Annotated in this window: 12 protein-coding genes; 4 read left to right on the top strand and 8 right to left on the bottom strand. The window is 72.0% G+C overall.

The window, feature by feature from the left end:
- Positions 1–677 precede the first annotated feature (677 nt).
- Genes A6Q81_RS01700 through A6Q81_RS01710 form a run of 3 tightly spaced genes read right to left on the bottom strand, consistent with a single transcriptional unit; the run spans position 678 to position 4,488 of the window.
- Positions 678–2,129 (bottom strand): SDR family NAD(P)-dependent oxidoreductase, encoded by a 1,452-nt coding sequence (locus A6Q81_RS01700; protein ID WP_286689300.1) that lies wholly within the window; start codon positions 2,127–2,129, stop codon positions 678–680.
- The gene (ilvD, locus tag A6Q81_RS01705; RefSeq protein WP_067856447.1) at positions 2,129–3,847 is read right to left on the bottom strand and encodes a dihydroxy-acid dehydratase; all 1,719 of its coding nucleotides are present in this window, start codon (positions 3,845–3,847) and stop codon (positions 2,129–2,131) included. Before ilvD ends, A6Q81_RS01700 begins: the two co-directional genes overlap by 1 nt.
- Positions 3,848–3,888: 41 nt before the next feature.
- Entirely contained in the window at positions 3,889–4,488 is a 600-nt protein-coding gene (locus tag A6Q81_RS01710) for a hypothetical protein (protein ID WP_286689301.1), read from the bottom strand.
- A gap of 121 nt (positions 4,489–4,609) precedes the next feature.
- Between A6Q81_RS01710 and A6Q81_RS01715 the strand changes: the two genes are divergently transcribed.
- Positions 4,610–5,167 (top strand): Pycsar system effector family protein, encoded by a 558-nt coding sequence (locus A6Q81_RS01715; RefSeq protein ID WP_286689302.1) that lies wholly within the window; start codon positions 4,610–4,612, stop codon positions 5,165–5,167.
- On the opposite strand, the gene A6Q81_RS01720 is transcribed toward A6Q81_RS01715, so the two are convergent.
- Positions 5,161–5,847 (bottom strand): sigma-70 RNA polymerase sigma factor region 4 domain-containing protein, encoded by a 687-nt coding sequence (locus tag A6Q81_RS01720; protein ID WP_286689303.1) that lies wholly within the window; start codon positions 5,845–5,847, stop codon positions 5,161–5,163. The two genes, A6Q81_RS01715 and A6Q81_RS01720, sit on opposite strands and share 7 nt — an antisense overlap.
- A 56-nt stretch (positions 5,848–5,903) precedes the next feature.
- Here A6Q81_RS01720 and A6Q81_RS01725 point away from each other — a divergent pair, with 56 nt between their 5' ends.
- Positions 5,904–6,755, top strand: coding sequence for an ATP-grasp domain-containing protein (locus A6Q81_RS01725; protein ID WP_067856438.1), 852 nt, complete (start codon positions 5,904–5,906; stop codon positions 6,753–6,755).
- A 67-nt stretch (positions 6,756–6,822) separates the two neighbouring features.
- Complete coding sequence (locus A6Q81_RS01730; RefSeq protein WP_286689304.1) at positions 6,823–7,719, top strand: alpha/beta fold hydrolase; 897 nt, start codon at positions 6,823–6,825, stop codon at positions 7,717–7,719.
- Between the two features lie 12 nt (positions 7,720–7,731).
- On the opposite strand, the gene A6Q81_RS01735 is transcribed toward A6Q81_RS01730, so the two are convergent.
- From A6Q81_RS01735 to gatC, 4 genes are read right to left on the bottom strand one after another with little or no spacing between them, the layout of a single operon-like run.
- Entirely contained in the window at positions 7,732–8,424 is a 693-nt protein-coding gene (locus A6Q81_RS01735) for a SanA/YdcF family protein (protein WP_286689305.1), read from the bottom strand.
- A 7-nt stretch (positions 8,425–8,431) separates the two neighbouring features.
- Positions 8,432–9,937: an Asp-tRNA(Asn)/Glu-tRNA(Gln) amidotransferase subunit GatB gene (gene gatB, locus A6Q81_RS01740; RefSeq protein WP_286689306.1), complete on the bottom strand. Its 1,506-nt coding sequence runs from the start codon at positions 9,935–9,937 to the stop codon at positions 8,432–8,434.
- A complete protein-coding gene (gene gatA, locus A6Q81_RS01745; RefSeq protein ID WP_286689307.1) occupies positions 9,934–11,427 on the bottom strand; it encodes an Asp-tRNA(Asn)/Glu-tRNA(Gln) amidotransferase subunit GatA in 1,494 nt (497 codons plus the stop codon). The genes gatB and gatA overlap by 4 nt, the downstream gene beginning before the upstream one ends.
- A gap of 1 nt (position 11,428) precedes the next feature.
- On the bottom strand, positions 11,429–11,728 hold the full coding sequence (gene gatC, locus A6Q81_RS01750) for an Asp-tRNA(Asn)/Glu-tRNA(Gln) amidotransferase subunit GatC (RefSeq protein WP_067856425.1): 300 nt from the start codon (positions 11,726–11,728) through the stop codon (positions 11,429–11,431).
- 88 nt (positions 11,729–11,816) lie between these two features.
- Between gatC and ppk2 the strand changes: the two genes are divergently transcribed.
- On the top strand, positions 11,817–12,713 hold the full coding sequence (ppk2, locus tag A6Q81_RS01755; RefSeq protein ID WP_067856422.1) for a polyphosphate kinase 2: 897 nt from the start codon (positions 11,817–11,819) through the stop codon (positions 12,711–12,713).
- The last annotated feature ends 786 nt before the right edge of the window (positions 12,714–13,499 follow it).

Below are 13,499 nucleotides of genomic sequence, written 5' to 3' on the forward strand. Positions count from 1 at the left end.
ATGGGTGGGGATCAGTGGTGGTCGTGGCGTCGTGGGTGCACTACCGCAGGTGGTCTCGTCGTGCTGGTGCGCTGCCGCAGGGGTCGTGACCTTGCTGGTGCGCTGCCTCGGCTGGCGCTGGGTGTGGTCTCCGAAAGGGCCTCGACCGGGCGGTTGGCAGCAGCGTCGGGTTGGGCACTCGGGCTGTGGGTCGCGTGGGACGCAAGGATCTGCGTTCGTGCGTGAGGCTCCGAGGCTTCTGCGTTTCCTACGGGATCCCGTCACCAACGCAGAAGCGTTCGACCTCAGGCGCGCGAAGGAAGAATCTTGGGTGCCCTTTGCGTTGGGGTGGGCAGAGCCCTTCTCCCTTCTCGTGGCACGGTCCACGAGAAGGGAGAAGCACTGACACGCCTGACCCCGCCGGCGGTGGATATGCCACCTGTAGAGCGCTCCGAAGGTGGCAGATCCACCGATGGGACGCAGAAACGCAGATCCTTGAGTCCATCCCGAGTGCAACCCGCAGCCCGAGACCCCAGACCAGCACGCTCGCCAACCGCCCGGTCGAGGCCCTCTCGGAACGCAGCTCCACGAGAAACCGCGCCGACGCAGCCCCACCTCGAGTCGAAGCCGCGCGGACGCAGCCCCACCCGAGGGAGAACCCACGCCGACGCACCCGCAGGTCGAGGGAAGTCCCACCCTCACCAGGGCGAGACGGCGTAGTCCTTGAGGAAGACGCCGTGCACGTCCTCGCCCGCCTCTCCGCGGACGATCGGGTCGTACACGCGGGCGGCGCCGTCGACGAGGTCGAGGGGGGCCTTGAAGCCCTCCTCGGCCAGCCGGACCTTGGTGGTGTGGGGGCGTTCGTCGGTGATCCAGCCGGTGTCGACGGCCGTCATGAGGATCCCGTCGGTCTCGAGCATCTCCCCCGCGCTGGTGCGGGTCAGCATGTTCAACGCCGCCTTGCTCATGTTCGTGTGCGGGTGGCCCGGTCCCTTGTAGCGGCGGGAGAACTGGCCCTCCATCGCCGAGACGTTGACGACGTAGGTGCGGCGCGCGGGTGAGGCGGCGAGCGCGGGGCGCAGCCGGCTGATGAGGATGAACGGGGCCGTCTGGTTGCAGAGCTGGACCTCGAGGAGCTCGAGCGCGTCGACCTCGGAGACCGTCTGCACCCAGCTGTTGGTGTCGACGACGTCGGGCACGAGGCCGCCCGCGTCGACGCGGTCCAGGTCGGCCGACCCCGCCGTCATCGCCTCCTCGAGCCGCTCGGAGAGCCGGTCGGCGGTGGCCGCGTCGGCTGCCAGCACGGGGTGCGACTCGACCGAGCCGACCAGGGCGGCCGGGTGCAGGTCGCTCGTGTGCCCGAACGTGACGAGCTCCGGTCCCCCGGTCTCCTGGCTCAGCCCGGGCGGCAGCGGCACGCCCTCGGACTCCGCCAGCGGGCCGTAGGCGCCCGGCGACCGCCGGACCGTCTGCGCCGCGTTGTTGATGATGATGTCGAGATGGCCGCGCGCCGCGAGGTCGTCGGCCAGCCCGACCACCTGGGCGGGGTCGCGCAGGTCGATGCCGACGACCCGCAGCCGGTGCATCCAGTCGGCGCTGTCGGGCAGGCTGGCGAACCGACGCACGGCGTCGCGCGGGAAGCGGGTGGTGATGGTGGTCTCGGCACCGTCGCGCAGGAGGCGCAGCGCGATGTACATGCCGATCTTGGCCCGGCCGCCGGTGAGCAGCGCCCGACGCCCGGTGAGGTCGGTGCGTGCGTCGCGCTTGGCGTGGCTCATGGCCGCGCAGTCGGGGCACAGCTGGTGGTAGAACGCGTCGACCAGCGTGAACTTGCGCTTGCAGATGTAGCACCCGCGGGGCACCTGCAGCACGCCTGCCGTCGCCCCGCGCGCGGTCGACGTCAGCGCGATGCCGGCCGTCTCGTCGTCGATGCGCTGCGCCGAGCCGGTCGCCGTGCGCTCGACGACCTCGCGGTCGGCGGCGGCGGTCGCCGCTCGCGCGGCCCGACGCCGCTGCTTCTTGACGTCCTTGTAGAACGCGCCGCAGGCACGACGCAGCGCCACGTACGCCTCGTCGTTCTCGCCCAGGAACTGCGCCTCCCCGAGGACCTTCAGGGCGGTCGCGAGCTCCTCGTCGGTGAAGTCGGGCACTACCCGGTGACGGCGCCGTGCGCCGCGGAGCTGACGAGCTTGCGGTACTTCGCGAGCACGCCGGAGGTGTACTTGGGCGCCGCCGGCTCCCAGCCGACCTTGCGCCGCTCGAGCTCGTCGTCGTCGATCTCGACCTCGAGGGTGCGGTTGGCGACGTCGAGCGTGATCGGGTCGCCGTCGCGCACGAACGCGATGGGGCCGCCGTCGACGGCCTCGGGGGCGACGTGGCCGACGCACAGGCCGGTGGTGCCGCCGGAGAAGCGGCCGTCGGTGAGCAGCAGGACGTCCTTGCCGAGACCGGCGCCCTTGATGGCCCCGGTGATGGCGAGCATCTCGCGCATGCCCGGTCCGCCCTTGGGGCCCTCGTTGCGGATGACCACGACGTCGCCGGAGGTGATCGTGCCGTCCTCGAGGGCGTCCATCGCGGCGCGCTCGCCGTCGAAGACGCGCGCGGTGCCGCGGAACACGTCGGAGTCGAAGCCGGCGCTCTTCACGACGGCACCCTCGGGCGCGAGCGACCCGTGCAGGATCGTGAGCCCGCCGGTCTTGTGAATGGGGGCGTCGAGCGGGCGGATGATGTCGCCGTCGAGGCCGAGGTCGATGTCGGCGAGGTTCTCGGCCATGGTCCGACCCGTGACCGTCATGACGTCGCCGTGCATGAGCCCGGCGTCGAGCAGCGCCTTCATGATGACCGGGATGCCGCCGACCTTGTCGACGTCGTTCATGACGTAGCGTCCGAACGGCTTGAGGTCGCCGAGGTGCGGGACCTTGTCGCCGACGCGGTTGAAGTCGTCGAGGGTGAGCGGCACGCCCGCCTCGCGGGCGATCGCCAGGAGGTGCAGCACGGCGTTGGTGGAGCCGCCGAGCGCCATCACGACGGTGATGGCGTTCTCGAAGGCCTCGAGCGTCATGATGTCGCGGGCGGTGATGCCCCGGCGCAGCAGCTCGACGACGGCCTCGCCCGACTTGGCGGCGTAGTCGTCGCGACGACGGTCCGGGGCGGGCGGCGCGGCCGAGCCGGGCAGGCTCATCCCGAGCGCCTCGGCGGCGGACGCCATCGTGTTGGCGGTGTACATGCCGCCGCAGGCGCCCTCACCGGGACAGATCGCCCGCTCGATGCGGTCGACCTCCTCACGCGTGATGAGCCCCTTGATGCAGGCGCCGACGGCCTCGAAGGCGTCGATGATCGTGACGTCCTTGCCGTCGACGTTGCCGGGCATGATCGAGCCGGCGTAGAGGAACACGCTGGACAGGTCGAGGCGCGCGGCGGCCATGAGCATGCCGGGCAGGCTCTTGTCGCAGCCGGCCAGCAGCACCGAGCCGTCGAGCCGCTCGGCCATCATCACGGTCTCGACGGAGTCGGCGATGATCTCGCGGCTGACGAGCGAGAAGTGCATGCCCTCGTGGCCCATGCTGATGCCGTCGGAGACGCTGATGGTGCCGAACTCCAGCGGGTAGCCGCCGGCCGCGTGCACGCCCGTCTTGACCGCCTTGGCAAGCCGGTCGAGCGAGAGGTTGCAGGGGGTGATCTCGTTCCAGCTGGACGCGACGCCGACCTGCGGCTTCGGCCAGTCCTCGTCGCCCATGCCCACCGCGCGCAGCATGCCGCGGGCGGCGGTCTTCTCGAGACCGTCGGTGACGTCGCGGCTGCGGGGCTTGATGTCGACGCCGGGCTCGGGCGTCGGGGCGGGGCGGCGTTCGGGGGTCTCGCTGGACATGGGCTGATCCTACGACCGGGCGGCTCGGCGGCGTCCGCTGGTCAGGTCGCCGCATCGTCGGCCCGCACGAGCAGCCGCGCAGCGAGGTGACGCAGCCGCTGCTCGTCGTCGCGGCGCGCCACCTGGAGCCTTGCGCTCATGGCCTGCGGCGTGATCCCCAGCTCCTGGGCAGCGGCCCGCTGCGTCGCGTGTCGCTCGAGCACGTCGACCGCCTGCTGCCCGTCGGCCGACCGGTCGGCGACGAGCCGCGCCAGCACCTGCAGCGCCGTCTCGGCGTCGACGCCGGCCTCCTCGTCACGACCCGTCCCGACGTCGAGGGCGACGCCTGCGGGGCAGCGCGCCGCGCGCTCGACCGCCGTCCGCGCCGCGTACAGGGCAGGGCCTCGCGCGGCCCGCACCGACGTCGGCACGGGGGTCTCGACGTCACCGACGCCGATCCCGATCCACCAGCGCTGCGTCCGGGCGACCAGCACCACGACGTCGACCGCGGCCACGGGATCGTCGACGAGGGCCTGCACCTCGTCGCCGACGGTGCGCTCGAAGCCTCGCACCGTCGGCGTCGCATCCAACGCGCGCAGGAGGTCGGGGACCGCGTCGGCGGCCTGGCGGCTTCGGCGCTGGTCGAGGGTGAGGGCGAACATGACGTCACCCTATCAATGCTTGAGACTTGATTCACGTGTATCAAGCATGAGGACTTGATGTGTCGTCACGTCCGGGAGGACGTCCGAGGCTCGTGGCACGATGACGGCGGAGAGGAGCACCATGACCGACCGGCCCGCCGACCCCTCGGCCGACGCCCCGTCCGGGTCCACACCGCCCGTGGACCCTCCCGTCGAGGCGATCGAGGTCGAGCTGAGCATCCTCGCGGAGGCCCGCAACGAGGTAGGTGCGGCCGACCACAAGGCTTCGATGGTGCTGGCGGTGCTGGGCATCGGCTTCGGGGCGCTGCTCGCCGGGCTCATCGCGCGCGACTGGAGCCCCACCGAACTCGACGTCCCCGGGCGGACGGTCTGGTACGTCGGCGCCCTGCTCGCCGCCGGCTCGGTCGGCGCGGCGGCGCTCGCCGTGTGGCCGCGGTTCACCGTGCCGCCGCCCTCCCCCCAGGTCTACTACTGGGGCCACGTCGCCGCGTTCGGCACCCGGGAGGCCCTCGACGCCTCGCTCGACGCCCAGCCGCCGACCCTGCCGGCACGGACCCGGCACCAGCTCTACGAGCTGTCGCGGATCGTGGCGCGCAAGTACCACTGGGTGCGCGTGGCGATGCGTCTGGCGGGGGCGTCGGTGCCGTTCTTCGTCCTCGCGGCGCTGGTGGGCTACTGACCCGGCGCGGAGGGCGTGAGCACGGTGCCGTGCAGCAGCAGGTCGTGCGCGTGCAGGACGGCATAGGCGCCGCTACGACGCAGGTTCTGCGACACGGCGGAGGCGCTGATGCCCTCCTCGTCGGCGAGGTCGGCCTGGGTCCGACCGTCGAGCACGCCGCGCAGCAGCCGTCGCGACCGCGGCAGCATGCCGCTGACGATCTCGTCGCGCAGGAGCAGGAAGGCGTCGACGTGGGCGGGGTCGGGGTGCTCGGGGGCGCGCGGAACCCCGTCGGCGACGACGTACCAGGTGCGCAGGGTGCGGTCGCGGCCGGTCTCCCGCGCCTTCGCCTCGTTGATGGCGTCGCGGGCGGCCCACCAGCCCGGACCGTCCTGGAGCAGTCCGACGGCACCGTGCCCGAGGTGCTGCACCGGCCCCACGCCGATGCCGGTGCGGGCGTCGAGCTGCTCCGGGAGCTCGAGGCGCAGCAGCAACGACGACCTCAGGGCCTGCTCGACGGTCGCGTAGCGCGCCTGCGCCTCGTCGCCGACCGTGGGCTCGAGCGGCTGCTCGGCGGGCACGGACCGGTTGACGGCGGCCAGCGCGTCCGTGAACGCCCGGTGCACCCAGACGCGGTCGGCGTGCCGGCGCGAGCCCACGAGGTCGACGATCATCGTCACCCGCGTCGACAGCCCCGTCATGAAGATAAGTCTATGCCTTCAGGTAAGACAGAACCTGTTCCTGACATCATGGCCTCATGCACATCGCCTGGGCCGTCGGGAAGACCTTCGCGCACCACGACCCCGACCTCCCGCTGCTCACCGCGGCCATGACCGCCCGCGGCCTCGACGCGCAGACCGCCGTCTGGGACGACCCGGACGTCGACTGGGGCGCCTACGACCTCGTCGTCGTGCGCTCCTGCTGGGACTACGTGCCACGGCGCGCCGAGTTCCTCGCATGGGCCGACGCGGTGCCGCGGCTCGCCAACCCCGCCGCCGTGCTGCGGTGGAACACCGACAAGACCTACCTGCGCGCCCTCGACGAGGCAGGCGTGGCCGTCGTGCCCACGGCGTGGTCCGTGCGGTCCGTCGACGACCTGCCGGCGGCCGAGGAGTGGGTGGTGAAGCCGACCGTCTCCGCCGGCGCGGCCGACACCGCCCGCTGGAGCGACCCGGAGCAGGCCGTCGCCCACAGCCGTCGCCTGCTCGACTCCGGTCGCGCCACCATGACGCAGCCCTACGTCGACGCCGTCGACACCGAGGGCGAGACCGGCATCCTCCTCTTCGGAGGCACCGTGTCGCACGCCTTCCGCAAGGGTGCCCTCCTCACCCGCGGCGACGACCCCCGCAGCCTCCCGGAGCTGAAGGAGGACATCGGGCCGCGTGAGCCGTCCGCCGACCAGGTGGCCTTCGCCCAGCACGCGGTGCACGTGGCGCGGGAGCTCACCGGCCACGAGCTCCTGTACGCCCGGGTCGACGTCGTGACCGGACCCGACGGACGTCCGCGCCTCATGGAGCTCGAGCTGACCGAGCCGTCGTTCTTCCTGCCGCACACCGCGACGGGCGCCGCGACCTTCGCCGACGCCCTCGTGGCACGGCTGTCGGGATGAGGACCACGCGGTCGAGTTCCGCCGAACGCGTTGCGGACGGCCCCGCGAGCGGGCAGGATCGTCGCCCGTGAGCCAGACCCCGGGCCTCGTGCGCTTCCACGACGTCATCAGCGCCGACGGCACGCGGCTGCGCGCCTGGACCAACGACGCCGACGGACCGACCGTGCTGCTGTGCAACGGCCTCGGCACCAACCCCTACGCCTGGCCGACCCTGCTCAACCCCGACTGCGGCGTGCGGGTCGTCTCCTGGAACCACCGCGGCGTCGGCGGCTCGGCACGTCCGGCGGACGGTCGTGTCGACCTCGACTCCTTCGTCGAGGACGCGCTGGCCGTGATGGACGACGCGGGCCTGGAGTCGGCGCCCGTCCTGAGCTGGTCGACCGGCGTGACGGTGGCCTTCGAGCTCGCCGGGCGTCACCCGGAGCGGGTCGAGGGCATCCTGGCCGTCGCCGGCGTCCCGGGCAACACCTTCGGGACGATGCTCGCTCCCCTGCACGTCCCGCCGTTCCTCGCCCGACAGCTGATGGTCAGCCTCGCCCGGGTGACCACGGTGACGGGTCACGGTCTTGCACCGGTGACCCGCAGGCTGCCCTGGACCCGTTCGACGACGGACCTGCTGCGCCGAGCACGGCTCATCGACCCCGCCGCCGACACCGCCGACCTGCAGGCCATGGTGAAGGAGTTCTTCACCACGCACCCCGCCTGGTACGCCCGGCTCGCCCTCGGCGTGTCCAAGCACGCACGGGTGCGCCTCTCCGCCATCGACGTGCCGACCACGTTCGTGGCGGGACGCTGGGACGTGCTCACCGGGGCCCGCGACATGTACACCGCCTCGCAGAACGTCCGCAGGTCCCGCTTCCGCGAGCTCGACGCGACCCACTTCATCCCCGTCGAGCACCCCGACGTCGTGCTCGAGGAGCTGCAGCTCCTCCTCGAGCGGATCGAGGCGCTGCGCGGGACGTGAGACCGTCCGTCGTCAGGCGGGGTCGTCGGCCCACGACGTGCGACCGTCGCCGGTGATCGGGATCGCCGGCCCCGGCGTGACGCGAGGGCGGAACGTCGCCTCGCCCAGACCCCGCACGCGGGCGAGCCACTCCCGCGCGCGCCGACCGCCCTCGCTGACGACGTAGCCCTGCACGTCGAGCCCGGCCGCCACCCCGAGGTCGACGGTGCGGGCGGCGTAGACGCCCTGGGTGACGACGATCGCGGTGTCGGCCTCGAAGACGTCGCGGGCGCGTCGCATGGTGTGCCACGTGCTGAAGCCGGCGTAGTCGGTGAACACGTCGGCGGCCGGCACGCCGGCCTCGAGCACCGCGTCGCGCATGGCGTCGGGCTCGTTGTAGCTCGGCGTGCCGTTGTCGCCCGAGACCAGGATCTTCTCGACCAGCCCCCGGTCGTAGAGCTCGAGGGCGGCACGCACGCGCTGCTCGACGGGGCGACCGAGCGAGCCGTCGGGGTACACGCCGGCGCCCGGGACGATCGCGACCTGAGCCGGGTCGAGGTCGTCCGGCTGACGGGTGATCCGCTCGGACGTGCGACCCACGACCAGGAGGTTCGCGACCACGACCAGCGCGACGCCAACGACGCCGAGGGCGAGGACCGAGATCACCAGCACCCGCGACCACGACCTCGGTCGTCGGCCGACGTCCTCACCCTCGTGCGTCGTCACGGGGTGCTCAGGCGAGCTTCTCGAGGATCAGCTCGCGCACTCGCCCGGCGTCGGCCTGGCCGCGCATCTCCTTCATGACGGCACCGATGAGCGCGCCGGCCGCCTGGACCTTGCCGTCGCGGATCTTCTGCGCGACGTCGGGGTTCGCGGCGATCGCGGCGTCGACGGCCGCTCCGAGCGCACCGTCGTCGGAGACGACCTCGAGCCCCCGGGCGGACACGACCTCCTCGGGCGAGCCCTCGCCCGCCAGGACGCCCTCGAGCACCTGGCGCGCCAGCTTGTCGTTGACCCGACCCTCGTCGATGAGCGCCTGGACGCCGGCGACCTGCTCGGGCGTGACACCCAGCTCGTCCAGACCGACGCCCGCCTCGTTGGCACGTCGGGCCAGCTCGCCCAGCCACCACTTCTTCGCCGCGGCCGGCGTGGCGCCGGCCGCCACTGTCGCGACGACCAGCTCCAGCGCCCCCGCCCCCACGGTGTCGCGCATGTCGAGGTCGGAGAAGCCCCACTCGGCCTGCAGCCGCTTGCGACGCTCTGCCGGCGGCTCCGGCAGGGTGCCGCGCAGCTGCTCGACCCAGTCGCGTGACGGCGAGACCGGTGCGAGGTCGGGCTCGGGGAAGTAGCGGTAGTCGTCGGCGTCGGACTTCGGGCGTCCCGGCGAGGTCGAGCCGTCGGCCTCGTGGAAGTGCCGGGTCTCCTGCAGGATGCTCTGGCCGGCGTCGAGGACGCCCGCGTGCCGTGAGACCTCGAAGCGCACCGCGCGCTCCACCGAGCGGAAGGAGTTGACGTTCTTCGTCTCGCTGCGGGTGCCCAGCGTCGCGGAGCCCTTCGGCTTGAGCGAGAGGTTGACGTCGGCGCGCAGCGAGCCCTGGTCCATCCGGGCGTCGGAGACGTCGAGCGCCACCATGAGGTCGCGCAGGTGCTGGACGTAGGCGCGGGCGACGGCGGGCGCCTTCTCGGCGGGCACCTCGATCGTGCGCGTGACGATCTCGATGAGCGGGATCCCGGCGCGGTTGTAGTCGAGCAGCGAGTGGTCGGCGCCGTGGATGCGGCCCGTCGCACCGCCGACGTGCAGCGACTTGCCGGTGTCTTCCTCCATGTGGGCGCGCTCGACCTCGATGCGGAAGGTCTCACCGTCGACGTCGAGGTCGACGTAGCCGTCGAACGCGATCGGCTCGTCGTACTGCGACGTCTGGAAGTTCTTCGGCATGTCCGGGTAGAAGTAGTTCTTCCGCGCGAACCGGCACCACTCGGCGATCTCGCAGTTGAGCGCGAGCCCGATGCGGATGGCCGACTCGACGGCCTTCGCGTTGACGACGGGCAGCGCACCCGGCAGGCCGAGGCACACCGGGCACACCTGCGTGTTCGGCTCGGCGCCGAACGTCGTGGCGCAGCCGCAGAACATCTTCGTGTTCGTGTTCAGCTCGACGTGCACCTCGAGCCCGAGCACGGGGTCGTAGCGCTCGATCGCCCGCTCGAAGGGGACGAGCGCGGGGGTGGTCTGCGTGCTCATCGGGCGGCTCCCGCGTCGATGTCGGACAGGACGGGTGCGTCGACGAGCCGCTCCAGGGCGGCCCCGACGTTGTACAACCGGTCGTCGGCCTGCGCCGGGGCGAGCACCTGCACGCCCACGGGCAGGCCGGTGTCGCTGGCGAGCCCGACGGGCAGGCTGAGCCCGGGCACGCCGGCCAGGTTGGCCGGGATCGTCGCGACGTCCTCGAGGTACATCGCGAGCGGGTCGTCGCTCTTCTCCCCCAGCCGCCACGCCGTCGTGGGCGCCGTGGGCGAGACGAGCACGTCGACCTGCTCGAAGGCAGCCGCGAAGTCGCGCGCCACCAGGGTGCGCACCTTCTGCGCCGAGCCGTAGTAGGCGTCGTAGTAGCCGCTCGACAGCGCGTACGTGCCGAGGATGATGCGGCGCTTGACCTCGTCGCCGAAGCCGGCGTCGCGGCTGGCCGCCATGACCTGCTCGGCACTCGCGAGCTGGCCGTCGGGCGTGACCCGCAGTCCGTACCGCATGGCGTCGAAGCGGGCCAGGTTGCTCGAGACCTCGCTCGGCATGACGAGGTAGTAGGCGGCGATGCCGTGCTCGAAGCTCGGGCACGAGACCTCCACGACCTCCGCCCCGGCCTGCGCGAGCAGCTCGACCGTCTCGTCGAAGCGCTGCTGGACGCCGGGCTGGAAGCCCTCCCCGCCCAGCTCCTTGACCACGCCGACCCGCAGTCCCGTGACGTCGCCGCGGCGTGCGGCGTCGACGACCGACGGCACCGGGGCGTCGAGGCTGGTGGAGTCGCGCGGGTCGTGGCCGGCGAGCACCTCGTGCAGGAGGGCGGCGTCGAGCACGGAGCGGGCCATCGGACCGACCTGGTCGAGGCTGCTCGCCATGGCGATGACGCCGTACCGCGAGACTCCGCCGTAGGTCGGCTTGACGCCCACGATGCCGGTCATGGCGCCGGGCTGGCGGATCGAGCCACCGGTGTCGGTGCCCAGCGCGAGCGGTGCCTCGTAGCCGGCGACGGCAGCGGCCGACCCGCCGCTCGAGCCGCCGGGGATGCGCTCGGTGTCCCACGGGTTGCGGGCGGGCTTGTAGGCGGAGTGCTCGTTGGACGAGCCCATCGCGAACTCGTCGAGGTTGGTCTTGCCGAGGATCGGCAGCCCGGCGGCGCGCAGCCGCGAGACGACGGTGGCGTCGTACGGCGGCACCCAGCCCTCGAGGATCCGCGAGCCGGCCGTCGTGGGCTGGCCGACGGTGTTGATGAGGTCCTTCACGGCCACCGGCACGCCCGCCAGCGTCGGGAGCGTCTCGCCAGCGGCGCGGCGCGCGTCGACGTCGGCCGCGGTGGCCAGCGCCCCCTCGGGGTCGACGTGCAGGAAAGCGCCGAGCCGGTCGTCGACGTCGGCGATCCGGTCGAGGTGGGCCTGCGTGACGTCGACGGACGTCAGGCTGCCGTCGCCGAGCGCCTCGGCGATCTCGGCGGCCTTCAGGCGGATGGGGTCGCTCATGTCAGTCCTCCCCCAGGATCTGCGGCACGAGGAAGCGCTGCTCCTCGCTGGCCGGCGCGCCCGCGAGGGCCTCGTCGGGCGTGAGACCGGGGCGGACGACGTCGTCGCGGAAGACGTTGTCGATCGGCACGGGGTGGCTCATGGCGGGCACGTCGGCGCTCGCGGCCTCCTGGACCGCGGCGACGTGGTCGAGGATGGCGGGCAGCTCGGCGCCCAGCCGATCGAGCTCGTCCTCGCTGAGCGAGATGCGCGCGAGGTTCGCCAGGTGGGCGACGTCCTCACGCGAGATGGCCGACGACATGCGTCTCCCTTGCGGCTGGGGTGCGGGTACCGACCCATCGTAGTGAGGAGTCACCTCACGTTCACCGGCCTCCCCTACGCTGCGCGTCGTGCTCGAGACCCTCAGCCCCGTGCAGCTCTCCGCCTTCTCCGTCGACGACTCCGACGACGACGACCCCGTCCTCCTCGACGCCAGCGGCCTGGCCGTCGACACGTGGCGCGAGGGCTACCCGTACGCCGAGCGTCTGGACCGCGACACGTACGAGCTGGAGAAGCGTCTGCTGCAGATCGAGCTCATCAAGCTGCAGAGCTGGGTCAAGGAGTCGGGGCAGCGCCTCGTGCTGCTGTTCGAGGGACGCGACGCGGCCGGCAAGGGCGGCACCATCAAGCGCTTCACCGAGCACCTGAACCCCCGCGGCGCGCGGGTCGTCGCGCTGGTCAAGCCGACCGACCGCGAGCAGGGCCAGTGGTACTTCCAGCGCTACGTCTACCACCTGCCGACGTCGGGCGAGATCACGTTCTTCGACCGCTCCTGGTACAACCGGGCCGGCGTCGAGCGGGTGATGGGCTTCTGCACGCCCGAGCAGTACACGGAGTTCCTCAAGCAGGCCCCCGCGTTCGAGAAGATGCTCGTCAACGACGGCATCCACGTCGTGAAGTTCTGGTTCTCCGTGTCGCGGGCCGAGCAGCTCACGCGATTCACGATCCGCCAGATCGACCCGGTGCGTCAGTGGAAGCTCTCCCCCATGGACCTCGCGTCCCTCGACAAGTGGGACGCCTACACCGAGGCGAAGGAGGCCATGTTCCGCCGGACGGACACCAAGCACTCCCCCTGGACCGTCGTGAAGAGCAACGACAAGAAGCGCGCCCGTCTTGAGGCCATGCGCCACGTGCTGCACCGCTTCGACTACCCCGGCAAGGACCACGACGTCGTCCGCACCCCCGACCCCCTCGTCGTCGGCGCCGCCGCCGACCTCTTCGACCCCGACTCCGCCGACGTGGACTGAGCGCGTCTCCGGCTGGGGCGCGCTGCCTGCGGTCGTCGTGACCTTGCTGGTGCGCTGCCCGCGTGGGTCTGTGCTTGCGGCTGCGCCGCCGCAAGGGGTCTGACCTTGCTGGTGCGCTGCCTCGGCCGGCGCTGGGTGTGGTCTCCGAAAGGGCCTCGACCGGGCGGCTGGCGACGGCGCTGGGTTGGGGTCTCGGGCTGCGGGTCGATGCTGGGTGTGGACGCAAGAAGCTGCGTTCGTGCGTCGGAGTCCAAGGATTCTGCGTTTGGTACGGGATTCCGTCACCAACGCAGAAGCGTTCGACCTCCGGCGCGTGGAGGAAGAAGCGTGGGTGCCCTTGGGGGTGGGGTGGGCAGTGCTTCTCCCTTCTCGTGGCACGGTCCACGAGAAGGGAAGATCTCTGCTCCGTCTGACCCCGCCGGCGGTGGATCTGCCACCTGTAGAGCGCTCAGAAGGTGGCAGACCCACCGTTGGGACGCGCGAACGCAGAGTCGTGGCCCGAGAACGCAGAAACGAAGAATCGTGCGTCCAAAGGCGAGCTCAGGCCAAGCCCCGAGACCCGGAGCCGGCCCCAGGCCCACTGCCGGTCGAGGCCCTTTCGGAGGCCACCCCCAGCGCCAGCCGAGGCAGCGCACCAGCAAGGTCACGACCCCCTGCGGTAACGCACCAGCAAGGTCACGACCCCCTGCGGTAACGCACCAGCAGGCCGGGACCCCCGCAGGCAGCGCACCAGCCAGCCCACGACGACCCTGCCGCGAACCGGCCGGACTCAGCCCTCGGTGGGCG

It is taken from the genome of Aeromicrobium sp. REDSEA-S38_B2 (assembly GCF_001628525.1).
GTDB classification, from domain to species: Bacteria; Actinomycetota; Actinomycetes; order Propionibacteriales; family Nocardioidaceae; genus Aeromicrobium; species Aeromicrobium erythreum.

What these genes read in the sequence shown, in the direction of transcription:
- ilvD (WP_067856447.1), bottom strand. Translation starts at nt 3,847, where the DNA reads ATGTCCAGCGAGACCCCCGAACGCCGCCCCGCCCCGACGCCCGAGCCC.
- A6Q81_RS01710 (WP_286689301.1), bottom strand. Translation starts at nt 4,488, where the DNA reads ATGTTCGCCCTCACCCTCGACCAGCGCCGAAGCCGCCAGGCCGCCGAC.
- A6Q81_RS01715 (WP_286689302.1), top strand. Translation starts at nt 4,610, where the DNA reads ATGACCGACCGGCCCGCCGACCCCTCGGCCGACGCCCCGTCCGGGTCC.
- A6Q81_RS01720 (WP_286689303.1), bottom strand. Translation starts at nt 5,847, where the DNA reads ATGACGGGGCTGTCGACGCGGGTGACGATGATCGTCGACCTCGTGGGC.
- A6Q81_RS01725 (WP_067856438.1), top strand. Translation starts at nt 5,904, where the DNA reads ATGCACATCGCCTGGGCCGTCGGGAAGACCTTCGCGCACCACGACCCC.
- gatB (WP_286689306.1), bottom strand. Translation starts at nt 9,937, where the DNA reads ATGAGCACGCAGACCACCCCCGCGCTCGTCCCCTTCGAGCGGGCGATC.
- gatA (WP_286689307.1), bottom strand. Translation starts at nt 11,427, where the DNA reads ATGAGCGACCCCATCCGCCTGAAGGCCGCCGAGATCGCCGAGGCGCTC.
- gatC (WP_067856425.1), bottom strand. Translation starts at nt 11,728, where the DNA reads ATGTCGTCGGCCATCTCGCGTGAGGACGTCGCCCACCTGGCGAACCTC.